Genomic DNA, 24,314 nt, shown 5'->3' with positions numbered 1-24,314 from the left:
CCCCAAAAGCATTCGGCGCCAACGGATCTCTGCGCCACGCCGGATCCGCCCGACCTGCAGCGAACGTTACGCATAACGCGCAGTGCTCCGGCCGCGAGCTGCGCGCGTTGAACGTCGGCATCCACGGCCTCGGCTCTCGGCCCGATGCGGGCTAGATTACGAAGATGCGGATTGTGCGCCTGTTTGCGGTAATCCTGGCGAGCCTTGCCGCGGGGTTCCTGCTGGCACCCTGCGCCGACGCGCAACCACCGTCGCAGCTCACCGAGCACATCACCGACAGCAGCGGGGTACTGGCCGATGCCGACCGAGTGACGATCGCTGAGGCAATCGATCAGCTCTACCAGGACCGCCGCATTCAACTGTGGGTGGTCTACGTCGACAACTTCAGCCGGTACAGACCCGAGAACTGGGCGGACAAAACCCGCACCGCCAGCGGGATGGGCGACCACGACGTGCTGCTGGCGGTGGCCACCAACACCAAGGCGTACGCATTCAGCGTGCCGCCGCAGCTGCAGGGTTTGACCCCAGATGAGCTAAACAGCTTGCGTCGCAACCGTATTGAGCCAGCGGTGGGGTCCAAGGACTGGGCCGGGGCCGCCATCGCTGCCGCCGACCGGTTGGACGCCACCGGCGCGTTGAACACGACAGCGACCAAGTCCACGCATGTCTGGCTGCAGATCGCCATCGGCGTCGCCGTCGCGCTGGCCGTCGCCGTCGCCGTTCTGCTGCTGTACCGCGCGTCCCGTCGCAGGCGGACGGCGCGCCGCCGCGTTCCCGGCGGCGAACCGGCGGACCTCGACGGTCCCGCCGATCCCGTGCGCCAGGCGCTGGCTGTCGCCGACGCTCGGGCACGCCAAGTCTCCGACTACGTCAGCAGGCATCGCCGCAGCGTCGGCGCCGAGGCCAAGACCCTGGTCAAAGAAACAAAGCAATATCTGGCCGCCGCACGCCGGAAGGAAACCGGCAATGCCGTCGACGCAATTGCCGACGCCAACCGGGCATCGACGCTGGCCGCTCAAGCCCAAACACTGGCCAACGCCGACGTGCAGGCGGCCCACCGCACGCCACGACGCGGCGGCGCACGCAACTGAGGTAATCCCGCGCAGGAAGATCTGTCGCCGTCTTAAGCGTTGACCCGGCCAGGACACGCCCATAACAGGAACGAGGCACACGCATGACCGCAGATCTGCCCGGCGAAGCATTGGAGTTGCGATCGCTGGTGACCCCCGATGGCACGCTGGAACTCTCGCTGCAGGAAGTTGCCGTGCCGACTCCCGGCCCCACCGAGGTACTCGTGCGCGTGGAGGCAGCGCCGATCAACCCATCGGATCTGGGCCTGCTGCTCGCCACCGCGGACATGGCGACCGCGACCGTCGCGGGCACACCCGAGCGCCCCGTCGTCACCGCCCGGCTCGGGGACGGCGCCATCAAGGCGCTCAAAGCGCGTCTGGGCCAATCGCTTCCGGTGGGCAACGAGGGCGCCGGCACGGTGGTGGCGGCGGGGACCTCGTCGGCGGCTCAGGCACTGCTCGGGAAGACCGTGGCGATCGCCGCCGGCGCGATGTACTCGCAATACCGGGCGGTCGACGCCGCCGCGTGTCTGGTGCTGCCCGACGGGGCCACCGCGAGGGACGGAGCATCGTCCTTCGTCAATCCGCTGACCGCGCTAGGCATGACCGAAACCACGCGCCGCGAAGGTCATTCCGCCCTCGTGCACACCGCCGCCGCGTCGAACCTGGGCCAGATGCTGGTCAAGATCTGCGGTCAAGACGGCATCCCGTTGGTCAACATCGTCCGCAAACCCGAACAGGAAGACCTGCTGAAGTCGCTGGGCGCGACTCACGTCCTCAACTCGACATCGCCCTCGTTCCACGATGATCTCGTCGAGGCCCTCAAAGCCACGGCCGCGACACTGGCCTTCGACGCCACGGGCGGGGGCACCCTGGCGAGCCAAATCCTCAACGCCATGGAACAAGCCGCCAACGCGAACGCCGCCGAGTATTCGCGCTACGGCTCCAGCGTGCATAAGCAGGTCTACATCTACGGCATGCTCGACACCGGCCCGACGGTGCTCACCCGAAACTTCGGCATGGCCTGGGGCGTCGGCGGCTGGCTGCTCACCCCGTTCTTGCAAACCGCGGGCGCCGAAACCATTGGGCGGCTCCGTGCCCGGGTTGCCGCGGAACTCACCACCACGTTCGCGAGCAACTACACCCGTGAGGTGTCGCTGGCCGGCATGCTCCAGCCCGACGCCTTCCACCAGTACGTCAAGCGGGCCACCGGAGCGAAGTTTCTGGTGACCCCGCACGCCGCCCCGTAACGGGCCTAGCGACGCGGGCCGCGGCGACAGTACAGTCGCAAAATGACCAACGGTCGGCTGGCTGATCCGGATTGCTGTCTACGCACCGACCCGCGGTCGGACCCGCGCATGGTGGAAGCTCTCGCGCCGTTGGGTCTCGACAACAATGCGCCCACGGTGCCGCTGACCATCGATGCCCCGCTGGAGGAACGGCTCGCGTACGCGGCGATGTGCGAGGAGGGGATGGGCGCCGTTCTCGGCGCGTTCGCACCCGGCATACCCGACGCCGACGGGGTGGCGACCACGACGGCAACCATCATCGGCGAAGACGGTAACGACGTGACGTTGTACATCAGCCGCCCCGTCCGCCCGGCCGACACCGGCCCAGTGCCGGCCATCGTGCACCTGCACGGCGGCGGCATGGCCATCGCCAGCGCCGCCGATCCCACCTACCGCCGGTTGTGCGAGCACCTGGCCGGTACCGGTCTGGTCGTGGTCGCGGTCGAGTTCCGCAATTCCGGCGGCAAGCTGGGTCCGCACCCATTTCCCGCCGGGCTCAACGATTGCGCCGCCGGAGTCCGCTGGGTCGCGGCGCATCGAGTCGAGCTCGGCGTGAGTCATCTGGTCGTGTCCGGCGAGTCTGGTGGTGGCAATCTCACGCTGACGGTGGGGCACAAGGCGAAACGCGAAGGGTGGCTGCACGAGATCGCGGGCTTGTATGTGCAGTGCCCGTACATCTCGAACCAATGGCACGAGCCGCCCGACGAGTTGCCGTCGCTGCGCGAATGCGACGGGTATTTCATCAGCCTTCAGCAGGCGGAACTGTTGGGTTCGCTCTACGACCCCGACCAGCAACACTCGAACGATCCCACCTGTTTCGCCGGTGTGGCAACCATCGAAGACCTCAAAGGCCTTCCGCCGCACGTGATCTCGGTGAACGAACTCGATCCGATGCGCGATGAGGGGCTGGCCTACTATCGGCGTCTGGTGCGTGCCGGTGTACCCGCGGTGGGCAGGATGGTCGCGGGAACCTGCCACGGAGGCGATCTGATGTTTCCCGCCGCGATGCCCGACGTGTTCGCGGCCAGCGTGCGCGACCTGAGCGGCTTCGCCAAGAGCCTGGGTTAGGCCGGGCCCATTAGCCGCGGCGCCCAGGCGCCGCGAGCCTAACCTCAGTGCGAAAAACCGCGCCAATTTTGGTCCTGGCGTTAGGCTCGCGCGCAAGAAAGCCCCTCATAGCCTCTCATAGGCCTATATAGACCGCCTTGGTGTTGAAGTAGGCCTCGATCCCCTTGCGGCCCCGCTCGCCGCCCCACCCCGACTGTTTGTGGCCACAGATCGGCATCGACGGGTCCGCCGCAAGCGAGGAGTTCACCCAAACCTGGCCCGCGCGAAGCTCATTCGCCATGCGGTGGGCGCGGGAGAGGTTCTCGGTCCAGATGGATCCGGCCAGCCCGTAGTGCGTGTCGTTCGCGGCGGCGATCACCTCGGCCTCGTCCTCGAACGGGATCACACAGCCGACCGGGCCGAAGATCTCCTCCTTGATCAGCCGCATCTCGGGGGTGGTGTCGGTGATGATCGTGGCCTCGTAGAAGTAGCCCTTGCGGTCCATCGGCTTGCCGCCGGTGATCACCTTCGCGCCGTCGGCCACGCCGTCGTTGACGATGCCTTCCACGCGCTTGCGCTGCTTGTTGCTGATCAGCGGCCCCAGCACCGAATCGGGGTCCTCGCTGCCGCCCATCGGCAACATCTGCGCGAACTCGGCGAGCCGGTCGACGACCTGGTCGTAGATGCCGCGTTGGACATAGATCCGCGAGGTGCACGAGCAGTTCTGCCCAGAGCCGGCGAGCAGCCCCATGCCCGCACCCATGATCGCCTTGTCCAGGTTGGCGTCGTCGAACATGATCAGCGGCGACTTGCCGCCGAGTTCGAGGGTGAGCCGCTTGAGGTTGCCGGCGGCTGCCTTGACGATCAGCCGCCCGACCTCGGTCGACCCGGTGAACGAGATCTTGTCGATGCCCGGATGCGCGGTCATGGCCGCGCCCGTGGTCTCGCCGTAGCCGGTGATGACGTTCAGCACGCCGTCGGGCAGACCCGCCTCGCGGAAGATCTCCTCGAGCTTCAGCGCGGTCAGCGGGGTTTCCTCGGCGGGCTTGAGCACCGCGCTGCACCCAGCGGCCAGCGCGGGCGCGACCTTGAGCATCGCGACGAAGAAGGGCCCGTTCCACGGGATGATCAGGCCGACGACGCCGACCGGCTCGAGCTGGGTAAAGGTGTGGTAGGTCTCCCAGGTGCCGAGCAAGCCGTCGGAGACCAGGTTGGCCGATTCGCCGTGGATCTTGCCGACCCAGCCGGCGTAGTACTTCAGCATGGCGACCGACACGGGAACGATGTGCCGCGCCGCGGTCAGGTTCATGCCGTTGTCCTGGCCCTCGAGCGCGGCGAGCTCGTCGGTGCGTTCCTCGATGATGCGGGCCGCGCGGAACAGGACGTTGGCGCGGTGGGAGGCGGGGGCCTTGCGCCACACGCCCGACTCGAAGGTTTCGCGCGCCCGGGCCACCGCCGCGTCGACGGCGGCCTGGTCGGAATCGGGGACCTCGGTGATCAGCTCTTCGGTGGAGGGGTTGAAGACCGGAATCGTGGTGCTGGTCAATGCTGGTTCCTTCGGTCGCCGGCGTGGGTCGTTGCCCGACAGAGGTTACGCGCGTAACCAGAGGGTGTCTAGAGCGGGCGCGGGCGTCGGGTCGCGGTTAGGTGGACGCTCGGACGACCAGCGTCGCGATGTCGCGGGCCGGCGGAGCTGCGTCGTCGGCGAGGCCGAGCTCGGTCAACACCGCCGACAGCGCGACTTCGGCGATTGCGCTCCGGTCGAATGAGACGGTGGTCAGGGCAGGCGTGCTGAAGGGGGACAGGGCCGTGGCGTCCACCCCGATGACGGCGAGATCGTCGGGGCATCGCAGCCCGGCGCGGCGGATGCCGTCGAGCACGACGAAGGCGAGCTCGTCGCTTTGCGCGCAGACGGCGGTGACACCCGCCGCGTGCAATTCACCGACCGCCGCGGCGCTGTCGGCCGGCGTGAACGCCTGCACGACGACCTCGGGCAGCCCCTGCCGCTGGGCGGCGCGTCGGACACCGTCGATCCAGTAGTCGCCGAGCGCGCGCCACCGCGGATCACCGGAGTAGCCGAACGCCAGCTGCCGATGGCCCCGCGCGACGAGATGGTCGACGCGCAGCTGTCCGACCGAATACTGCGGGTCGCCCAGCCCCGGCAGGGTGTGCACGCAGATGTGCGGGATGGCGGCGGCGGTCACGGCACCAGATGCCTTGCGGCCCAAGGGGAATAGGCTGGTGACCGCGATCGGCTGGAGCTGGTTGATGGCGTCGGCGACGGCGTCGTCGTGTTCGGTCTCGAACAGCTGGACCTGCATGATGCCGCGGCGGGTCAGCTCGGTCGTCATGCGCGTGCCCACCTGCATCGGCATCTCACCGCCGGCCAGTTGCGGCACGATGTAGAGCACCACACCGCTTTTGCCGCGGGCGAGGTTGCGGGCCGCCAGGTTGGGCCGATACCCGAGTTCGGCGGCGGCACTGTGCACCGCGGCACGTGTCTGGGCCGAAATCGTCCGTCCCTCGGAGTTGTTGAGCACATAGCTCACCGTCGCGGTGGACACGTTCGCTCGGCGCGCCACGTCGGCCTTGGTCGGCCTACCTTCCACGCTCAGTTCGACCTCCCGCCGCCGCCGTCCTTCGGCAGGACGGATCGGGATCACCTTACTGCGACCCGCGCCACCGGCCCCGCCCGATCGGTGCCTCGGCAACCTTCGGCAGCGGCAGCGCGACTTACCCATTGGACTATCTTTTTGCGCCCTGTACAGGGAAGATCGCACTATTGGCCCGCAGTCGCGGCCGCGGGTCTGGAATCGACAGCGAACCCCCGACCACGACCAGGAGAACCCACATGAAACGCATCCTTGCCGCTGGGCTGCTGTCCGGCACCGTGGCATTGGCCGGCGCCGGCGTCGGCACGGGCGTTGCCCAGGCGGACCCGGGAACGGGAATCTGTAACCAGCTGGCGATGTGCAGCTACGTCTGGTGCCCCGGTAGTCCGTTGCCAATGCCGGACGTGGTGTGGGACATGAACAGATGTCACCACTACTACGGAGGCAGCCTCGGACACCCGGGGACCGAGGGAGGCATCCAAGTCGGCGCACACATCCTGGAGGGAGATCCGTCCCCGGCCAATACCTGCAACGGATCGCCCATCTGCTTGCCCGGCCTGTAAGGCACCGAACGCCGTAGCGCGCCAGGTGTGGAATGTGCGCGGCCGGGTACCCCAGCGGGCGTATGACTACCGCACGGACACAACCGGATCAGCGCGAACTTGACGACGCCCAGCGCATCGTAGACGCCATCTCACAGGCATTCGCCGCCAAGATCGTTGGGCAGCGCGAACTTCGAGAGTCGCTGTTGATCGGTCTGCTCGCTGGCGGCCACGTGCTGCTCGAGAGCGTGCCGGGCCTGGCCAAGACCACGGCCGCCAAGGTGCTCGCCGAGTCGATTCATGGCCGCTTTCAACGCATTCAATGCACGCCCGACCTGCTGCCCAGCGACATCATCGGCACCCAGATCTATGACTCGTCGAACAACTCTTTCGTCACCCAGCTGGGTCCGGTGCACGCGAACATCGTGCTGCTCGACGAGATCAACCGGTCGAGCGCGAAGACGCAGAGCGCGATGCTCGAAGCGATGGAGGAGCGACAGACCACGATAGCCGGGCAGCTATATCCCCTCGCGGACCCGTTTCTGGTCATCGCCACCCAAAACCCCGTCGACCAGGAAGGCACCTATCCGCTGTCGGAGGCGCAGACCGACCGTTTCCTGCTCAAGGAGATCGTGCGTTACCCCTCTCCGCAGGAAGAGGTGGAGGTGATGGCGCGGATCGACGCGGGCATCTACGACAAGGCGCAGCCCACCGCGCCGGTCGTCAGCGTCGACGACGTGCTACGCCTGCAGGATGTGGTGCGTCACGTCCACATGGATCACGCGCTGATGCTCTACGCCAGCCAACTGGTCGAGGTGACCCGCCACCCGGCGCGGGCGCTGCCCAAGCAGATCGCCCGGTTGGTTGAGTACGGGGCCAGCCCCCGCGCCACCATCGCATTCTGCAAGGCCGCGCGGGCGCAGGCGGTGCTGGCCGGCCGCGCGCACGTGCTGCCCGAGGACATCGCAAAGCTCGCCCACCGGGTGCTGCGGCACCGGCTCATCCTCGGATTCGAGGCGGCCAGCGCCGACATCACCCCCGAGGTCGTGATCGACGCCGTGCTGCGGGTCGTCCGGGTTCCTTGAGCTGTCCCAGGTTGCAACGTGGGTAAGCACCTCAACCGCGCGAAGGCGCACTTCGGCACCGACACCCGCGGCCTGCTCGAAGGCGGCCGCTACGCGCTATTACACAGGCGCAGCATGGAATTCGACGACCTACGGCCGTATGTTCCCGGCGACGACGTCCGCGACATCGACTGGAAGGTCTCCGCGCGTTCCGGCGGTGTCCTCATCAAACGATTCGTCTCCGAAAAGCATCACAAGATCCTGCTTGCCGCCGACGCCGGGCAGAACATGTCAGCGCTGGCCCCCAGCGGCGAGTACAAACGCGACGTCGCCGCCAACGTCATGGGCGCGGTGGGATTGATCGGCCTGCGGCGTTCCGATCAGATCGGCATGGTCTACGGTGACCGCCGCGGCTGCGTGAACATTCCGCAGCGGCGCGGCGAATCGCACATCGAGGGCCTCCTGCACCGCTGGTATCAGCACGCCACCACCGATCCCGAACGCAGCGACATCACCGGCCAACTCGACTACATCGCCACGCATTACCGCCACACCATGCTGATCATCGCGGTTTCCGACGAACCCGATGTCGACGACCGGCTCAGCGCGGTGCTGACCAAACTCGTTGGGCGCCACGACATCATGTGGGTGATGGTGTCGGACATGCCCGCGGTGGGGCCCGACAACACCGACGGGTACGACGTCGCGACCGGTCGTTTCGTGTTGAACGGGGCGGAGTTGGGGCCGCGGATCGTCGCCGCGTATCGGCGCGCCGAGCAGGCTCGGCGCGCGCACCTCGAGGCTTTCCTTGCCGAGCACGCGATCCCGCATGCCCTCGTTGCCGGCAGCGACGACATTCGGCGCGAACTCGTCCGCCTGACCGAGGTGGCCGCCCGTGCCGGATGACCCGCTGCGCCACATCTTCGGCCCGCAGCCGTACTCGTCCTGGTGGCTGTGCTGGGCGGTGCTGCTCATCGTTGCCGTGACATGTTGGTATGCAATCATTTTCCTATGGACGCTGCCTTCGCACCAGTTGCGAGGGATCCCCGGCGTGCGGCGGGTACACGCGTGGCTGATCCGCCGCCGATTCGCGCGCTGCGTCCAGGGCATCGCCGACGACCACGACGCCGGACGGATGTCGTCCGCGGCCGCGTGCGCGGCGATCAGCCGGACCCTGCGCAGTTTCTTGCACCAGGCGACCGGCGAGCGTGCCCAGTACCTGCACGTCGGTGCCCTGGCAGACGCGGATCTGGGTGCGGCCGCGCCGTTGCTGACCCAGCTCGGCGATGCGCAGTTCAACGCCCAGACGACGGTCGACGTCGCCGACGTCAGTGCCCGAGCGCAGGAGTTGATCCGCTCGTGGAGCTGAAGTGGTGGCCGGTAGCGCTTTTCGGGTCGGCCGCGTTGGTCGCGATCGTCGCGCTGGCCGCCCTTTTGCCGATGGCGGCCGCGCGACGGCGGTTGCGCCCGCTGGCCAACGTCGCCCGGCTGACCCGGCTGCCCGAGTACGCGAGGGTGGCGCGGCTGCGTTCGTTGTCGACGGTGGTGACGCTGGTCGTGTTGACGGTCATGTTCACCGCGGTCACGTGGGCGGCGTCCCGCCCGACGGTGGCGGGCAACGACTTCGACGCGGCTCACCCCGAGGACATCATGCTTTGCGTGGGACAGCCGGTGACGGACGCGGCCACCGCGGAGCTGCTCGACTACTTCGCGCGGCAGACGGTCAACTCTCCCGCGGCCCAGCGCATCGGGCTGACATCGGTCAACCGTCGCCTGGTGCCGCTGACGCGCGATCACCAGTACGCCGCGGCCCGATTCGGCGACTACGCCGCCGCACCCACCGGGCAGTCGTTCGCTCCGAAGGTGCCCTACACCGACTATGCGCCGAGCACCGATGACGTTCTGGCGCTGTGTCTTTCGGGTTTCCCCAGCGCGGAGCAGCGGGGCACGCAGCGGCGCTCGGTGATTTATCTCGGTCCCGCGCAGGTGCGTGCTGCCGGGGAACCACGGGCGGCGCTGTTCACCGACACCACTACGCGCAACCTGGCTGAGCGGACCGGCGTGCAAGTCAACGTGCTCGACACCGGCCCGTCGCCGGCGAGCGGTTCGCTGCAACAGCTCACCGCGCGCACCGGCGGCCGCTATCTCACACCGCAGCCGAGTTCGGTGGCCGGGGCCCTCGACGACGTTCGGACACACGCCCCGCCGGCGCGCCGGGCCGACGGCACCGTCGTGACCACAGACCTCGCCGATGAGCCGGTGGTGCCGCTGGTGCTCGCCTTGCTATCGGTCGCCGTGCTTTCGGTGGCCCTGTTGGTGTTGCGCCGATGACGTTTCAGCCCGTGCTGCCCTGGCCGATCCTCGCCGTCGTCGCCGGCGCGCTGGCTTTTGCACGCGCGGTGGCGCTGCGCCAGGTGCTGGTATCGGCCGGTCGCCGGCGCATTCCCGCGGTGCTGCGCTGGGGCGGGGTTACCCTCGCGGTGCTGTTGGTGATCGCGGCGAGCACACGTCCGGCACTGCGGCACACCGAAAACCGCGGTGGCGCACCGGCCGGCGCGAACCTCAACGTGTTCATGATCGTCGACCGGTCGGCCGACTCCGCGGTCGACGATTACGGCGCCGGCAAAACGCGACTCGGCGGAATGCGCGACGACATGTCGGCGGTGATCAACCGGTACCCGGCGGCCCGGTACGCGCTGATCACCTTCGCCTCGAAGGCGACGCTGAATTGGCCGCTGTCACAAGATGTGTGGAGTCTGCGCCCGTCCGTTGCGGCGCTCGCCTCCGACCAGAGCGGCCGCGCCAACACCGCGGCGGCCGGCACCGTGGTGCGGTACCAGCTGATGCAGGCGGCACAGCAGTACCCGGGTTCGCGCAACGTGGTGCTGTACTTCGGTTCCGGCGCGCCGGGGGAGTCGGAGGCGCAGGGGCCGGATTTCGACCTCACCCAGGCGTCGGTGACCGGTGGGGCGGTGCTGGGATACGGGCGCGGCGACGCCATCGATGAGGTCGAATTAAGCCGCATCGCGGCGCAATTCGACGTGCCGTATCTACTCCGGCATCCCGGCCAGGCGCTGCGGCTTACGCTGCCGGACACACGGCGCGGGCCGGAGACTCAGCAGCGGATCGAGCTGTACTGGCTGCCCGCGTTGCTCACGGCGGCGTTGCTCCTCGCCGAGATCTATCTTTTTGTCCGCGAGTTCCGGCGCGGCCGCATCGCCCGACGGGGTTTGGTGTCGTGACGCGCGGTCCGGCGCGATTGCGGCTGCGCAGGCGCCTGCTGATCTACTCCGCCCCGCTGACCGTGGCCGCGGTGTTGAGCATCGTGAAGTTGATTTCCGTTGTCCTAGCCGGGAATTCCGCGGTGTCCTCCTTCGCGCTGCGCGACGGGAACGCGGTGCGTGCCGATGCCGCGATTCTAGGCATCGGCAATGTAATCGAGCAGGCCAACGCGCCGTTCGCCGCGGGCACCGCGGCCGTGCTCGACGGGCGACTCGACGACGCCGACACCGACTTCTCGGCCGCGCTGGTTCGCACCGATGCCGCCCGGTCCTGCCCGGTGCGTGTCAACCTCGAACTGGTCCGCGAGGCCCAGGGCGACCGCGCCGCGGCCGCCGGCAACCGGGCACGCGCGGACGAACGCTACGTCAGCGCATTGGCCGTCATCGACGGTGCGCCCGGCGCGTGCTTCTCCGGCAACGACGACCCCGATCCGCAGCGTCGCGCCCTCCGCGACGACACCACGAACCGGTTGGCGGCCAAGCGGACTGCGCTGGACACCTCATCGCCGCGGGTGCCTGCACCGCCGCCACCCATGGCGCCACCGCCGCCGCCACCACCACCGCCGCCGCCGGCCGTCGGAGCCGACGGACGCGAAATCCCGCCCCGGGCGCTGGACCCGGCCGCCGGCGACCCGTTCGACAAGTTGCAGCAGGTGCTGCAGGACGCGGCCGGCGCCGCGCCGACCGACGGGTCGCGATAGCCGTCTGTCACCCTCGTGGGGTGAACGAACTCCTGGGGCCGCCATGCCCGTGCGGCACCGGCATTGGGTATCGCGGCTGTTGTGGGCCCCTGCACCGCGGCGACTCACTCGCCCGGTCGGCCGAGGCACTGATGCGGTCGAGGTATTCGGCCTTCGCCTACGGCGACGCCGACTACCTTTTTCGGACCTGGCACCCGCGCACGCGGCCGGCCGACGTTGCCGTCGACTCCGGCATCACCTGGCTCGGCCTCGACGTGGTCGACACCGACGCGGGCGGTCCCGACGACGATTACGGCGAAGTGGAATTCATCGCCCGATTCGAATCCGGCGGCCGCAGGGGCACCCTGCACGAGCGCAGCCGGTTCGCGCGCCGCGCCGGCCGATGGCTCTATCTCGATGCCGTCACGGCGGATACATCGAGCGAGTGACGGGATTCGAACCCGTGTATACGGCTTTGCAGGCCGCTGCCTAGCCGCTCAGCCACACCCGCACAACGCGTCACCCTGCCAGCACGCGCGGCGCGCGGCCAGTGTTTGCCTCGGCGCGATCATTTCACCGCGCCAGCCTTTTCGATGCGACAACTCTTGGCGCACAACGGCGTTGCGGCGATGCCGGGACGACGTCGTTTACGTCCGCTCGGTACTGGCTAAACGACACCTGCGGTCCAGCCGAATCGTCGGCGCCGCAAACCGTATAAGCCATTTACCCAAGGCGTGGGCCCGCGACAACGTCACGATTGTGCACTATCCAGCGAAAAGCTGGCGGCCCGAACCGGGGAAGTGATTGTCTGGAACGGAACCGCAACGGGCAGCGGTGCGCGACCGCCTTGGGTTTGAGCAATCGGAAGGGACGGCAGTGGTTTTCCGGGCAGACCAGCAGATCGGTCGCGACTTAGCCGCGGTCGACTGGGCCGCCACGCCGCTCGGTGCGGTGCAGGACTGGCCGCAAAGCCTCGTCACGGCGGTCAACATCTTGCTGTCGTCCCGGTTTTCGATGTGGATGGCGTGGGGCCCGGAGCTGACGTTTTTCTGCAATGCCGCCTACCGGCGCGACACCCTGGGCCGCAAATACCCCTGGGCACTGGGCCGCCCGGCCCGCGAGGTGTGGGCGGAGATCTGGGGTGACATCGGTCCTCGGATCGACAGCGTGTTGGCGACCGGGGAGGCCACCTGGGACGAAGCGTTGCTGCTGATCCTTGAGCGGTCCGGTTATCCCGAGGAGTCGTATCACACGTTCTCCTACAGCGCGCTGCGCGACGACGACGCCAGCGTGGTCGGGATGCTCTGCGTGGTCCGGGAGGACACCGACCGCGTCATCGCGCAGCGCCGGATCTCGACACTGCGCGACCTCGGGTCGGATCCGAGCGTGGTGCGCACCGAGCGTCAAATGCTCGACTACGCGGCGCGCCAACTCGCGACTAACCCCCACGATCTGCCGTTCTCGATGACCTACCTGTTCGGCGACAATGGCGACGCACTGTTGGCCGGGGTCAGTGGAATCGTCCCCGGGCATCCGGCGGCACCGCAGATCGTGCCGGCCGGCGCCCAATCACCCTGGCCCGCTGCCGCGGTGGGGCACGGTGTCACCGAACTCGTCGAGCTCGACGGCAATCTCGACTTCCATGCCGGGCACCTGCCGACGGGCGCCTGGCGCGAGCCGCCGACGCAGGCGCTGGTGGTGCCGCTGTTGCAGCAGGGCGGGGAGCCGGTTGGGTTCCTGGTGGCCGCGCTGAACCGGTACCGCCCGCTCGACGACGGATACCGCGGCTTCGTGCAGCTGGTGGCCGGCTACATTGCCGCCGGCGTGGGCAGCGCGCGCAGTTATCAAGCCCAGCAGCGGCGCGCCGAGGAACTGGCCGAGCTCGACCGCGCCAAGACCACGTTCTTCTCCAACGTCAGCCACGAATTCCGGACTCCCCTCACCCTGATTCTCGGGCCGATCGACGATCTGCGCCGCCGCGCGACAGGCATCGACGAAACCGCACGCCAGGAGTTGGAGCTCATTCATCGCAACGGCTTGCGCCTGGCGAAACTCGTCAACACGCTGCTGGACTTTTCCCGGATCGAGGCGGGGCGCATGCGAGCCCGGTTCGAGCCCGCCGACGTCGCCACCCTCACCGCGGATCTGGCCAGCGTCTTCCGCTCGGCGATCGAGCGTGCCGGCCTCACCTTCACGGTGGACTGCCCGCCGCTGGACGAACCGGTGTACCTGGACCGCGAGATGTGGGAGAAGGTCATCCTCAACTTGCTGTCCAACGCACTGAAGTTCACCTTCCACGGGGCGATCACGGTGCGTGTGAACCGCGACGACACCAACGCCGTCGTCGTCGTCACCGACACCGGGGTCGGCCTGCCCGCCGCGGCAATGCCTCACCTGTTCGAGCGTTTCCACCGCGTGGAGAACGCGCGCGCCCGCTCCACCGAAGGCAGCGGCATCGGGCTGGCCCTGGTCAAGGAACTCGTCGGGTTGCATGGCGGCAGCATCGTCGCCGACAGCCAGGAGGGCGTGGGAACGAGTTTCGTCATTCGTCTGCCGTTCGGTGCCGCACACCTGCCGCCCGACGAGATCTCCTGCCCGCCGGCAACACCGCCGAGCCCCGGGGTGATCGCCGAACCGTATGTCCAAGAGGCGCTGCGCTGGCTGCCCGGTGACCTCGACACCGAATCCGGTACGAGTGCCACCGCCATGATGACCGCCGTCGCGCCGACCGGACACCTGCGCGACGGGACCCACGTGCTGGTCGCCGACGACAACGCCGACGTGCGCGAGTATCTGACCCATTTGCTGCACACCTCCGGCTACCGGGTCAGCACCGTCAATGACGGGCAACAGGCGCTGGACGCGATCCGCGCCGAGGCCCCCGACCTGGTTATCAGCGACGTGATGATGCCCCAACTAGACGGTCTGCAGCTGCTTGCGGCGTTGCGCAGCGATCCGCGCACCGCCGCGCTGCCCGTCCTGCTGCTGTCGGCGCGCGCAGGCCAGGAAGCCTCCGTGCAGGGCTTGCTCGCCGGCGCCGACGACTACCTCGTCAAGCCGTTCGCCGCCGCCGAACTGCTGGCCCGGGTACGGGCGAATGTGGAGCTGTCGCGGCTGCGCAGCCACCACGCCCGGTGGCGCACCGCCCTGGTGGAATCGCTGCAAGAGGGGTTCTTCGTCTGCGACGAACACGGCGCCGTCATCGAGGTCAATGCCGCGTTCACCGACATCCTGGGATACGGACCCGAGGGACTGCCGTATCGGCCTCCTCACCCCTGGTGGCCGCCGGCCGACACCGAACCCGAGGCACGCCGACAGGTGGAGGCGGTGTTCGACCGGCTGCTGGCACAGACGCAGGGTGCCTTCACCGCTGCGGCGATCCATCGTGACGGGCATCGTCTGTGGGTCGCGGCCAATTTCAGTCGCGTCGACGATCCGGACACCGGTCGTCGCATCATGGTGGGCACGCTGCGCGACGTGACGACCGAGCACTACGTCGTACAGAGCCAGGTCGCATTGGCCGGATTGAATCAGCAACTGGCACAAGCAGAGACGCTCGAGGACACCTTGCAGGGTGCGGCCCGGGAGCTCCGCGACACGTGGGACGCTCGCCAGGTACTGGCCGTGACGTTCGGCCGGGACGACCCGCGGGCGGCCGCGCCGGCATTGGTGTGTGCCGGTGTGCCGTGTGACTGGGCCGAGCTGGCGCCGCGGCAGCGGGAGCTGATCGAGCCGCTACGCGATTCCGAACTGCTCACCACGGCGTCCGATGCGCCGAACACGGCCGGCATCTCGCTGCAGCATCCCCGTGGCGTGCTGGTGGTCTGGCTCGAATTGCGGGAGCGGCGCCCGTTCACCGCCGAGGATCACAACCTGTTGAAGGTTCTGGGCGGCCGGCTCAGCCAGGGTCTGCACCGGGTCTATCAGCTCGAGGAGCAACGCGAAACGGCGTTGGCGTTGCAGCACGCGATGCTCGGCCCGACGACGCTGCCCGCCGGTTTCGCGGTTCGTTACCGTCCCGCGAACCACCCGTTACAGGTCGGCGGCGACTGGTATGACCTGGTCGATCTCAAGGACGGCCGGGTCGCATTGATCGTCGGCGACTGTGTGGGACACGGCCTGGCCGCCGCGACGGTGATGGGTCAGCTCCGAAGTGCTTGTCGCGCACTGCTTCTCGAGCGGCCCAGCCCCGGTGCCGTGCTCACCGGTCTGGACCGCTTCGCGGCCCGCCTGCCCGGGGCCCGGTGTGCCACCGCGTTTTGCGCGGTGCTCACGGTCGCGACCGGGGAGCTGGCGTATTCCAGTGCGGGGCATCCACCGCCCATCCTGGTGCATGCCGACGGCACCACCGCGCAGCTGGAAGGCGGGCACGGGCTTCCGCTGGCGGTACGGGCGGACTGGTCTCGCGCGGAGGCGACCGTGACGATGCCGCCACGGACGACGCTGCTGCTGTATACCGACGGCCTGGTCGAACGGCGTGGCCAGTCGATCGACGAGGGCGTCGCCAGTGCCACCGATCTGATCCAGGACGGACGTTCGCTGTCGCTTGACGACGTGGCCGACCGTCTCATGTCCCGGCTCGCGCCGGGCGGGGGTTATCCCGATGACGTTGCGATACTGCTGTATCGGCAGCCTGCCCCGCTGTCGATGAACTTCGAGGCCGACGTCGAACATCTCGCCCCGAGCCGCGCCGCGCTGCGTGGCTGGCTAACTCGGGTGGGGGTGGGGCCGGGTCAGATCCAGGACGTGCTCACCGCGGCCGGTGAGGCGGTCGCCAACGCGATCGAGCACGGATACCGCGACCATGCCGAGGGCACCGTCTCGCTGCGGGCGACCGCTGTCGTCGATGCCCTGCAAGTGACCGTCATCGACAGCGGCACCTGGAAGCAGCCGCGCACCGTCCCCGGAATCAGCCGGGGCCGCGGCATCACCCTGATGCGGGGCCTGGTGGAGGACCTGATGATCCACTCCTCCGAGGCCGGCACGACCGTGCATTTGTACGCGAGGATCACCTGATGGCCGCCGAGCTTCACCTGAAGACCAGCCGCGGCCCCGACGGACTGCCTCGACTGACCGCGACAGGCGAGATCGATCTGAGCAATGTCGCCCAATTCAGGCACGCGCTGCACGCCACCAGCGCCGGAACCCGCCAGCCGATCACAATCGATCTGAGCGCCATCAGGTATATCGACAGTGCGGGCATCAACGCGCTTTTCGACCATGCCGACAAGGTCGATAATCTGCACATCATCGTTCACCACGTGCTGGTTCGGGTGCTCACCATCAGCGGTCTCGACAAGGTCGCGATGCTGGAATCCGGGCCGGCGCCCTCCGATGGCGACGGCCCGCACCTGAATTAGCTTGGGGTACTTGACTTCCTATTCAGCACGCAGCAGTGAATGCGTGACGGTGTCGCCGTCGAAACGGAATTGGTGCGCGGGTCGGCGCAGCGGTTCGATCGCGGCGTCGGCATGCACGACGAGTCCGCTGCCGGACGGGATTCCGAACCCGGCCGCGGCACCCCTCATCGACTCGACGGTGCGCGTAAGCCGGGCCCAGTTGGTTTGCTCGTCGTGGGTGTCGATGATCGCGGGCACCAGATTGAACACCTCGAACACCTCGGTGCCGGAGCGGTCTAAAGACTCCACGAAGCCGTAGCGCCCGAGCTGGACGGCGCCGGCGGAAATGCCTACCAGGATCGCCCCGCCGGTATAGCGGTCCAGGATCACGCCTTTCATGCCGGTCTTCTCGAATGTGGTCCAGCCGAGCCGCACGTCGCCGCCCGCGAGGACGATCACCTCGGCGTGCGTCAGGAAGTCGCGGTCGGCGGGCCCGAACGACGAAGCGATCATGCGACGGTCGGTGATCCCGACCACATCCATCGCCGCCTCGAAGATCTCGTAGTACTCCGGACGATCCCCGTTGGAGGCACCAACATAGGCGGCGCTCGGCGCGGCGTGCGTATCCAACCCGTCGAGCGCCGATTGCAGCAGCGGCCGCCCGTGCTGCTTCCAGAACAGCAGCTGACTGTCCGCCAGCAAATACAGCGGCTGGCAAGAACTCACTTTCTGATCCGTGCCGGACACGGAATTGACAGTATCAGCGGTTGCCAGAACTGTTGGCTCGCAACGGATGCAGCGGGACCGGGCCGCCACCACCGGATGGGGCTACCGTGGGCCGATCCTTGGCACGAGCGCCAGATGAAAGTGTCATAAACTTTTAATCCTTGAAACAAGCGCCAGGGGCGTCACCCGCGTGCTGGCCGAGCGAAGGGCTATCGACCATCGGTGGTGTGGTGATCCAGGACACGGAACGTGTCGACGGCGCGAAGCCGTCGACGTGGGCCCCGCTGCGCAATCGCGTGTACCGGGGTCTGTTCGTCGCGCAGTTCATCTCCAATATCGGGACGTGGATGCAGGCGGTGGCGGCGCAGTGGTTCCTGGTGGAAAAGCACAGCCCCGATGTCGTTGTGGCGCTGGTGCAGACGGCAAGCCTGGGACCGACCCTGCTGCTGGGCCTGTTCGCCGGTGTGCTGGCCGACCTGTTCGACCGCCGCCGGCTGCTGATCTTCCTGCAGACGTATGCCGTGATCGTGGCACTCGCTTTGGCCGTGCTGACCAACCTTGGCCGGCTTACCCCGACCGGACTGCTGCTGTTCACGTTGGCCATCGGCTTTGCCGCGGCCCTGACCGGGCCCGCCTGGCAGGCGATCCAACCCGAAGTCGTGCCGCGTGAGCAGATCCCGGCGGTCTCGGTGTTGGGCAGTGTGTCAGCCAACTCCACCCGGGCGATCGGACCGGCAATCGGCGGCATCGTGGTGGCATGGCTGGGGCCCGCGGCCGTCTTCGCGATCAACGCGGTGTCGTTCTCGGCGATCATCATTGCGCTGCGCGCGTGGAATCGTCCGAAACAAATCGCGCCGCTGGAGCGAGAACGCCTCGGTCAGGCAATCCTGTCCGGAGTGCAATACGTCGGGAACAGTCCGATTTTTCGCAGGATCTTGTTGCGCACAGCGCTTTTCCTGTTTCCCGCCTCTGCCATACTCGCGCTGCTGCCGGTGGCCGCGGCGCACCGCTGGCACCTCAATGCCAGCGGTTATGGTGTGGCACTCGGCGCCATCGGAGCCGGCGCCATACTCGCCGTCGTCGCGGCCGATCCGCTGCATGCGCGAATGTCGGACAATGTGTTGCTCGGAGCCTCGGCCGCCGCGTACGGTCTTGCGCCACTGGCCGTGATCTGGCTGCCGTTTTCCGCCGCACTGCCGTTCCTGATGTTGTCCGGGACGGCCTGGCTGATCACGCTGACGACGTTGAACGCCGCCGCACAACTGTCGTTGCCGCGCTGGGTCCGCGCTCGCGGGCTGTCGGTCTATCTGTTGGTGTCCACGGGATCTCAGGCATTCGGCGCCTATCTGTGGGGCGCGCTTGCCACACACTTCGGGCTGCACGTCGCGATGATGGGGTCCGCGGCAGTGCTGGGCCTTACCGCGCTCAGCGTGTCGGTGGTCGGTTTGCGGCCTTCCACCGGACGGGTGAGCGTCGAGGTGTCCAGCGCGTGGCCCACACCGACGCTGGTGTTCGAACCCTGCCCGCAGGACGGACCGGTCCTGGTGACCGTCCGGTATCAGGTGGCGCCGGAAAACCTGGACAACTTCCTCGAAGCGATGAAAGCGGTCCGGCGGTCGCGGCTACGAACCGGCGGCCACAGCTGGCGGCTGTATCACTTTATGGGAGAACCCAACTCGATCCTGGAGCGATTCACCGTGACGTCGTGGAGCGAGTTCGAGCGCCTGCGCACCGAGCGGTGGGTGGATATCGACCACGACGGGGTCACCAAGGCGATCAGCTACACCGTGGATCAAACTCGTCGACACGAGTACTACCTGGCGTTGCGCATGCGTCGCTGATCGCGCGTTACCCGATCGGGGCTGGCGGGTCGGGCAGGTCGGCGGGTCCCAAATCGGCTTGCATCCACGCGACATCGTGCCAGCGGCCGTGCTTGAAGTACACGCGCCGATACGCGCCGACATCCTCGAACCCGAACGACCGGTGGAAGGCGTTGCTGGCCTCGTTGGGTTGGGTGATGCCGGCGAATACTCTGCGGTAGCCGCGCGCGGCGAGGCGGTTCAGCACTTCCGTGTAAAGGGTGCGACCGCAGCCGGCGCGGTGATGGTCGCGACTGATGTAAATGCCCGTCTCACAAGACCATTGGAAAGAGGGCAAGCTGATCAGCGCGTGGCCGTAGGCAAAGCCGATGACCTGATCGTCATCTTCGAGAACGAGCCACTCGTGCGCGTTTTGGGCCGAGGCGATGCGTCGGGCCATCTCGTCGGGGCTGGGCGCTTCGAATTCCCAACTGATCGTGGTGTCTTCGACGTACGGGCGGTAGATCGCAACGCAGGACGCTGCATCGTGTGGCGCGGCCGTGCGCACGGTACCGCTGATCGTTTGCATGTCAGCAGTCTTGCAGGAACGCGCCGACGATGCCCGTTGAAGCGTGACGCCGCAACGGGACATTCGTCGGGCACATCTTGCGGCCCCGGTGTCTCACAAACGAAACGTGAAGGGGCACAACGGAAAAGGGTTGAAACTACTTGCCGCCGCCGGCACCGCCGCCGCGGCGAGCACCGCCAGCGCCGCCGCCGCGGGCCCCACCGGCGCCACCACCACGACCGCCGCCGGCGCCACCACCACGACCGCCGCCGGCGCCGCCGCCACGACCGATGAACATTATCTCGCTGTTGTTGTTGATCATGGGCACACCTTATAGCCGAATCTAAAGCGGCGCCAACATATTTCGCGGCGGATGAGCTGTTTGCTGCGCTCCGGTGAACGGCTGGGGCGATCCGCATTAACAAACGGGGTGACAGCGCTAGTGCCTGCCACAAACCCGCGGCGGCCGCCGACACGTTCCTCGGCCTGGCGCGATGTTGCTGCGCGCTCGCGCCGGCCCGGGCCGCGCCGCCCCGACGGGGTGTCGGGGCGCAGCGCTCACGGCGCCCGGCCGGCGCCTGCGGCCGACCCGGGGGCCGCGTCCGGGCTGCGGAAAGGCGTGCGGCGCGCCCGGCCGCACGCCCGATGTGCCGTAATCCTCCGGACGCGGTTAGGGTCGAATATATGTGCGGAGCCACCGGCGAGGTGCGACTCGACGATCGCGTACCCGACGTTGCTGCGGTTTCGGCCATGGCGGCCGTGCTGGCACCACGGGGGCCGGACGCTGCCGGCGCTTGGTCACAGGGGCGCGTTGCGCTGGGACATCGTCGCCTAAAGATCATCGACCTGACCGAGGCGGGCGCCCAACCCATGGTCGACTCCGACCTGGGCCTCACCATTGCCTGGAACGGTTGTATCTACAACTACAAGCAACTGCGCGACGAACTCAAAGGCCACGGTTACCGCTTCTTTTCCACCAGCGACAGCGAAGTCCTGCTCAAGGCCTACCACCGCTGGGGCGACGACTTCGTCAGCCATCTGAAGGGCATGTTCGCGTTTGCCATCGTCGAACGGGACAGCGGCCGGGTGTTGCTGGGCCGGGACCGCCTCGGCATCAAGCCGCTGTACCTGACCGAGGACAGCCACCGTATCCGGTTTGCGTCGACGTTGCCGGCGCTGCTGGCCGGAGGCGGTGTGGACACCCGGATCGACCCGGTCGCCCTGCACCATTACATGACGTTCCACTCCGTGGTGCCGGCGCCCGCCACGATCCTGCGCGGCGTCCGTAAGGTGCCTCCCGCTTCGCTCGTCGCCATCGAACCCGATGGCCGCAGGACCACCACGACGTACTGGGAGCCCGACTTCACCAGGCACCAGGATCGCGCCGACTGGTCCGAGCGGGACTGGGAAGACGCCGTGCTGTCCAGCCTGCGGCTGGCGGTCCAGCGCCGCCTCGTCGCCGACGTGCCGGTCGGATGCCTGCTGTCGGGCGGCGTCGACTCGAGCCTGATCGTCGGGCTGCTGGCCGAGGCCGGCCAGACCGGGTTGTCGACCTTCTCGATCGGCTTCGAGTCGGCCGGGGGCGTGCAGGGCGACGAGTTCCACTGGTCCGACATCGTGGCCGAGCGGTTCGCCACCGACCATCATCAGATCCGCATCGGGACCGAACGGATGCTGCCCGCGCTGGACGGGGCCATCGGCGCGATGAGTGAGCCGATGGTCAGCCACGACTGCGTCGCCTTCTACCTGCTCAGTCAGGAGGTGGCCCGGCACGTCAAGGTCGTGCAGTCGGGCCAGGGTGCCGATGAGGTGTTCGCCGGCTACCACTGGTATCCGCCGATGGGTTCGCCGGCCGCCGCGACGCTCGACGGCGCGGTCACCGAATACCGCGGTGCCTTCTTCGACCGCGACGCCGCCGGCGTCCAGGCCCTACTCGGCTCGGGGAAGTTCGCGCCCGGCGATCCCAGCCGCCAGTTCGTCAGCGAACACTTCGCGCGGGCCGGCGCCGAAGCCGGCGTCGATCGGGCGTTGCGCCTCGACACGATGGTGATGTTGGTGGAGGACCCGGTGAAGCGGGTAGACAACATGACCATGGCCTGGGGGCTGGAAGGGCGCGTCCCGTTCCTCGATCACGAGCTGGTCGAGTTAGCCGCGACCTGCCCGCCGGAGCTGAAGATCGCGCACGAGGGCAAGGGCGTCCTCAAACAGGCTGCGCGGCGCGTGATCCCGTCGGAGGTCATCGACAGGCCGAAGGGCTACTTCCCGGTGCCCGCGCTCACCCACCTGCAAGGCCCCTACCTCGACCTGGTGCGCGATGCGCTGTACGCGCCCATCGCGAAGGAGCGCGGGCTGTTTGACGCCGAGGCCGTCGACGCGCTGTTGGCAGACCCCAATGGCAAACTGACACCGCTGCGCGGCAACGAACTCTGGCAGCTCGGCCTACTCGAGTTGTGGCTGCAGCGCCACGGTGTGACGGGACCCGCCGCATGAGCGTCATCGATCCCTCCGGCGACCATCCCGAGGCCATCACCCTGGGCCTGCACGACGCGTCGCCACCCCACATGGTGGACGCGATGGCCAAGGACGTCGAGCTCGAATTGGGTTGGGGCAGGCTGATCTTCGGTCAGACCTTCGCCGATCCCGACACGCTGGCCGAGGCGTTGCGGCGAGAAGGTCCCGGGCGCCGCGACATCTGCATCTATGCCCGTGAGTCGCACGTCGTGGTGGCCATGGCGCCGACGGAGCTTTTCATCGATCCCAGTCACACCTACCGGCTGCGCTTCACGCCGCCACACGACAAAGACCTGGCGTCCGCGCCGCCGGGTGTCACGGTGCGTACGCTCACCGAGCCCGCCGACGCCGACGCGATGAATCGCGTTTTCGTGCGGTGCGGCATGGTTCCGGCGCCGGTGGAGACGATCTGGGACAACCATCTGCACGCCGAAGCGGTGACATACCTGGTCGCGGTGCGAGACGAGGACAACGAGGTGGTCGGCACCGTCACCGGGGTCGACCACGAGGTGTTGTTCTCCGACCCCGAACACGGGTCGAGCCTGTGGACGTTGGCGGTCGACCCGGCTGCCGGGCTGCCGGGCATGGGGGAGGCGCTGACCCGGGCGGTGGCCGAGCACTTCCGCCGCGCGGGCCGCGCCTACATGGACTTATCGGTCGGCCACGACAACGCCGCCGCCATCGCGCTCTATGAGAAGCTGGGTTTCCGCCGGGTTCCGGTGCTGGCGATCAAGCGCAAGAACGCGATCAACGAGCCGTTGTTCACTCCGCTGCCGGAGACTGTCGACGACCTCAACCCGTACGCCCGCATCATCGCCGACGAGGCGCTGCGGCGTGGCATCCGGGTCGAGGTGCTCGATGCCGAGACGGGCGAGATGCGGCTATCGCTGGGCGGGCGCACCGTGCTCACCCGCGAGTCGCTGTCGGAGTTCACCTCGGCGATCGCCATGTGCCGTTGCGACGACAAACGCTTGACCCGGCGGCTGGTCTCTGAGGCCGGCATCATCGTGCCGCGCGCCCGGCTGGCCACCTTCGACGAAGACGATCACGCTTTCGTGCGTGAGGTCGGGGAGGTCGTGGTCAAACCGACCCGCGGGGAGCAGGGCAAGGGCATCACCGTCGGCGTCGTCGCCGACAACGGCTCTGATGACCTGGAGGTGGCACTGGCCCGGGCACGCCAGCAATATCCGGAGGTGCTGATCGAGCAACGGGTCCGCGGCGATGACCTGCGGCTGGTGGTGATCGACCGGCGCGTCGTCGCCGCGGCGCTGCGGGTGCCGCCGGAGGTCATCGGCACCGGCGAGCACAGCGTGCGGGATCTGATCGCGGCCGAGAGCCGTCGGCGCTCCGCCGCCACCGGCGGCGAGTCCCGTATCCCGCTCGACGATCTGACCGAGGCCACGGTGCGCGAAGCCGGGTGGGCGCTCGATGATGTGCTGCCCGAAGGGGTTCGGCTTCGGGTGCGCCGCACCGCCAACCTGCACCAGGGCGCCACGATCCACGACGTCACCGCCCGAGTGCATGAGGAGCTGTGTCGGGTCGCGGTGGCGGCGGCCGAGGCGATCGGCATCCCGGTGACGGGGATCGATTTGCTCGTACCTGACATCGCCGGCGAGGAGTATGCGTTCATCGAAGCCAACGAACGTCCGGGGCTGGCCAACCACGAGCCGCAACCCACCGCCTCGGCGTTCATCGATTTCCTGTTTCCGGGGCAGCCAGGCCAGCCGCCGGCGTGGACTCCCGACGAGCCCCCGCTGCACCGCGACTGAGCGGCGCGGGTCGGTCG

Annotated in this window: 21 protein-coding genes and 1 tRNA gene; 16 read left to right on the top strand and 6 right to left on the bottom strand. The window is 68.0% G+C overall.

Annotated features, from left to right (window positions below):
- The first annotated feature begins 164 nt into the window (after positions 1-164).
- From AWC25_RS21845 to AWC25_RS21835, 3 genes are all read left to right on the top strand, one after another.
- Positions 165-1,091: a TPM domain-containing protein gene (locus AWC25_RS21845; RefSeq protein ID WP_085167604.1), complete on the top strand. Its 927-nt coding sequence runs from the start codon at positions 165-167 to the stop codon at positions 1,089-1,091.
- A gap of 83 nt (positions 1,092-1,174) precedes the next feature.
- A complete protein-coding gene (locus AWC25_RS21840) occupies positions 1,175-2,320 on the top strand; it encodes a zinc-binding dehydrogenase (protein WP_069400151.1) in 1,146 nt (381 codons plus the stop codon).
- A gap of 42 nt (positions 2,321-2,362) precedes the next feature.
- Positions 2,363-3,427, top strand: coding sequence for an alpha/beta hydrolase fold domain-containing protein (locus AWC25_RS21835; protein WP_069400150.1), 1,065 nt, complete (start codon positions 2,363-2,365; stop codon positions 3,425-3,427).
- Between the two features lie 115 nt (positions 3,428-3,542).
- Here AWC25_RS21835 and AWC25_RS21830 read toward each other — a convergent pair whose 3' ends face one another.
- A complete protein-coding gene (locus tag AWC25_RS21830) occupies positions 3,543-4,952 on the bottom strand; it encodes an aldehyde dehydrogenase family protein (protein WP_085167602.1) in 1,410 nt (469 codons plus the stop codon).
- 97 nt (positions 4,953-5,049) lie between these two features.
- Positions 5,050-6,021 carry a LacI family DNA-binding transcriptional regulator gene (locus AWC25_RS21825; protein ID WP_069400186.1) on the bottom strand — a complete coding sequence of 324 codons (972 nt, stop codon included), beginning with the start codon at positions 6,019-6,021 and terminating at the stop codon, positions 5,050-5,052.
- A gap of 236 nt (positions 6,022-6,257) precedes the next feature.
- Here AWC25_RS21825 and AWC25_RS21820 point away from each other — a divergent pair, with 236 nt between their 5' ends.
- The 8 genes from AWC25_RS21820 to AWC25_RS21785 all read left to right on the top strand — a co-directional run bounded on the left by AWC25_RS21820 (position 6,258) and on the right by AWC25_RS21785 (position 12,034).
- The gene (locus tag AWC25_RS21820) at positions 6,258-6,581 is read left to right on the top strand and encodes a hypothetical protein (protein WP_069400148.1); all 324 of its coding nucleotides are present in this window, start codon (positions 6,258-6,260) and stop codon (positions 6,579-6,581) included.
- A 62-nt stretch (positions 6,582-6,643) separates the two neighbouring features.
- On the top strand, positions 6,644-7,645 hold the full coding sequence (locus tag AWC25_RS21815) for an AAA family ATPase (protein ID WP_069400147.1): 1,002 nt from the start codon (positions 6,644-6,646) through the stop codon (positions 7,643-7,645).
- Positions 7,646-7,663: 18 nt separating this feature from the next.
- A complete protein-coding gene (locus AWC25_RS21810) occupies positions 7,664-8,530 on the top strand; it encodes a DUF58 domain-containing protein (protein WP_069400146.1) in 867 nt (288 codons plus the stop codon).
- Positions 8,520-8,993, top strand: coding sequence for a hypothetical protein (locus tag AWC25_RS21805; protein WP_069400145.1), 474 nt, complete (start codon positions 8,520-8,522; stop codon positions 8,991-8,993). The genes AWC25_RS21810 and AWC25_RS21805 overlap by 11 nt, the downstream gene beginning before the upstream one ends.
- Positions 8,984-9,955: a hypothetical protein gene (locus AWC25_RS21800; RefSeq protein ID WP_085167599.1), complete on the top strand. Its 972-nt coding sequence runs from the start codon at positions 8,984-8,986 to the stop codon at positions 9,953-9,955. The genes AWC25_RS21805 and AWC25_RS21800 overlap by 10 nt, the downstream gene beginning before the upstream one ends.
- A complete protein-coding gene (locus AWC25_RS21795; RefSeq protein ID WP_085167597.1) occupies positions 9,952-10,866 on the top strand; it encodes a vWA domain-containing protein in 915 nt (304 codons plus the stop codon). The genes AWC25_RS21800 and AWC25_RS21795 overlap by 4 nt, the downstream gene beginning before the upstream one ends.
- On the top strand, positions 10,863-11,606 hold the full coding sequence (locus AWC25_RS21790; protein WP_085167594.1) for a hypothetical protein: 744 nt from the start codon (positions 10,863-10,865) through the stop codon (positions 11,604-11,606). Before AWC25_RS21795 ends, AWC25_RS21790 begins: the two co-directional genes overlap by 4 nt.
- Before the next feature lie 20 nt (positions 11,607-11,626).
- Positions 11,627-12,034, top strand: coding sequence for a YchJ family protein (locus AWC25_RS21785; RefSeq protein ID WP_244899574.1), 408 nt, complete (start codon positions 11,627-11,629; stop codon positions 12,032-12,034).
- Here the strand turns inward: AWC25_RS21785 and AWC25_RS21780 are convergent.
- A tRNA-Cys gene (locus AWC25_RS21780) sits at positions 12,026-12,096 on the bottom strand. The genes AWC25_RS21785 and AWC25_RS21780 overlap by 9 nt on opposite strands.
- 365 nt (positions 12,097-12,461) lie before the next feature.
- Here AWC25_RS21780 and AWC25_RS21775 point away from each other — a divergent pair.
- Positions 12,462-16,601, top strand: coding sequence for a SpoIIE family protein phosphatase (locus AWC25_RS21775; RefSeq protein WP_244899573.1), 4,140 nt, complete (start codon positions 12,462-12,464; stop codon positions 16,599-16,601).
- Positions 16,601-16,945 (top strand): STAS domain-containing protein, encoded by a 345-nt coding sequence (locus tag AWC25_RS21770; RefSeq protein WP_069400140.1) that lies wholly within the window; start codon positions 16,601-16,603, stop codon positions 16,943-16,945. Before AWC25_RS21775 ends, AWC25_RS21770 begins: the two co-directional genes overlap by 1 nt.
- Positions 16,946-16,963: 18 nt before the next feature.
- Here the strand turns inward: AWC25_RS21770 and AWC25_RS21765 are convergent, their stop codons facing one another.
- The gene (locus AWC25_RS21765; RefSeq protein ID WP_069400184.1) at positions 16,964-17,650 is read right to left on the bottom strand and encodes a Type 1 glutamine amidotransferase-like domain-containing protein; all 687 of its coding nucleotides are present in this window, start codon (positions 17,648-17,650) and stop codon (positions 16,964-16,966) included.
- 227 nt (positions 17,651-17,877) lie between these two features.
- Between AWC25_RS21765 and AWC25_RS21760 the strand changes: the two genes are divergently transcribed.
- Positions 17,878-19,491: an MFS transporter gene (locus AWC25_RS21760; protein WP_069400139.1), complete on the top strand. Its 1,614-nt coding sequence runs from the start codon at positions 17,878-17,880 to the stop codon at positions 19,489-19,491.
- Positions 19,492-19,498: 7 nt separating this feature from the next.
- Here AWC25_RS21760 and AWC25_RS21755 read toward each other — a convergent pair whose 3' ends face one another.
- Both AWC25_RS21755 and AWC25_RS26905 read right to left on the bottom strand, forming a co-directional pair.
- Entirely contained in the window at positions 19,499-20,038 is a 540-nt protein-coding gene (locus AWC25_RS21755; RefSeq protein WP_069400138.1) for a GNAT family N-acetyltransferase, read from the bottom strand.
- Positions 20,039-20,131: 93 nt separating this feature from the next.
- A complete protein-coding gene (locus tag AWC25_RS26905) occupies positions 20,132-20,302 on the bottom strand; it encodes a hypothetical protein (protein WP_169717155.1) in 171 nt (56 codons plus the stop codon).
- A 399-nt stretch (positions 20,303-20,701) separates the two neighbouring features.
- Between AWC25_RS26905 and AWC25_RS21745 the strand changes: the two genes are divergently transcribed.
- The gene (locus tag AWC25_RS21745; protein ID WP_069400137.1) at positions 20,702-22,507 is read left to right on the top strand and encodes an N-acetylglutaminylglutamine amidotransferase; all 1,806 of its coding nucleotides are present in this window, start codon (positions 20,702-20,704) and stop codon (positions 22,505-22,507) included.
- A complete protein-coding gene (gene ngg / locus AWC25_RS21740) occupies positions 22,504-24,297 on the top strand; it encodes an N-acetylglutaminylglutamine synthetase (RefSeq protein ID WP_085167590.1) in 1,794 nt (597 codons plus the stop codon). The genes AWC25_RS21745 and ngg overlap by 4 nt, the downstream gene beginning before the upstream one ends.
- Positions 24,298-24,314 lie beyond the last annotated feature (17 nt).

Origin of the sequence: Mycobacterium sherrisii (assembly GCF_002102355.1) — a bacterium.
Lineage (GTDB): Bacteria > Actinomycetota > Actinomycetes > Mycobacteriales > Mycobacteriaceae > Mycobacterium > Mycobacterium sherrisii.
This window is presented reverse-complemented; position numbering and strand designations above follow the sequence as displayed.

Excerpts from the sequence above, each read along its gene's own strand:
- AWC25_RS21845 (WP_085167604.1), top strand. The coding sequence starts at position 165 with ATGCGGATTGTGCGCCTGTTTGCGGTAATCCTGGCGAGCCTTGCCGCG.
- AWC25_RS21840 (WP_069400151.1), top strand. The coding sequence starts at position 1,175 with ATGACCGCAGATCTGCCCGGCGAAGCATTGGAGTTGCGATCGCTGGTG.
- AWC25_RS21835 (WP_069400150.1), top strand. The coding sequence starts at position 2,363 with ATGACCAACGGTCGGCTGGCTGATCCGGATTGCTGTCTACGCACCGAC.
- AWC25_RS21820 (WP_069400148.1), top strand. The coding sequence starts at position 6,258 with ATGAAACGCATCCTTGCCGCTGGGCTGCTGTCCGGCACCGTGGCATTG.
- AWC25_RS21815 (WP_069400147.1), top strand. The coding sequence starts at position 6,644 with ATGACTACCGCACGGACACAACCGGATCAGCGCGAACTTGACGACGCC.
- AWC25_RS21795 (WP_085167597.1), top strand. The coding sequence starts at position 9,952 with ATGACGTTTCAGCCCGTGCTGCCCTGGCCGATCCTCGCCGTCGTCGCC.
- AWC25_RS21770 (WP_069400140.1), top strand. The coding sequence starts at position 16,601 with ATGGCCGCCGAGCTTCACCTGAAGACCAGCCGCGGCCCCGACGGACTG.
- AWC25_RS21755 (WP_069400138.1), bottom strand. The coding sequence starts at position 20,038 with ATGCAAACGATCAGCGGTACCGTGCGCACGGCCGCGCCACACGATGCA.
- AWC25_RS21745 (WP_069400137.1), top strand. The coding sequence starts at position 20,702 with ATGTGCGGAGCCACCGGCGAGGTGCGACTCGACGATCGCGTACCCGAC.
- ngg (WP_085167590.1), top strand. The coding sequence starts at position 22,504 with ATGAGCGTCATCGATCCCTCCGGCGACCATCCCGAGGCCATCACCCTG.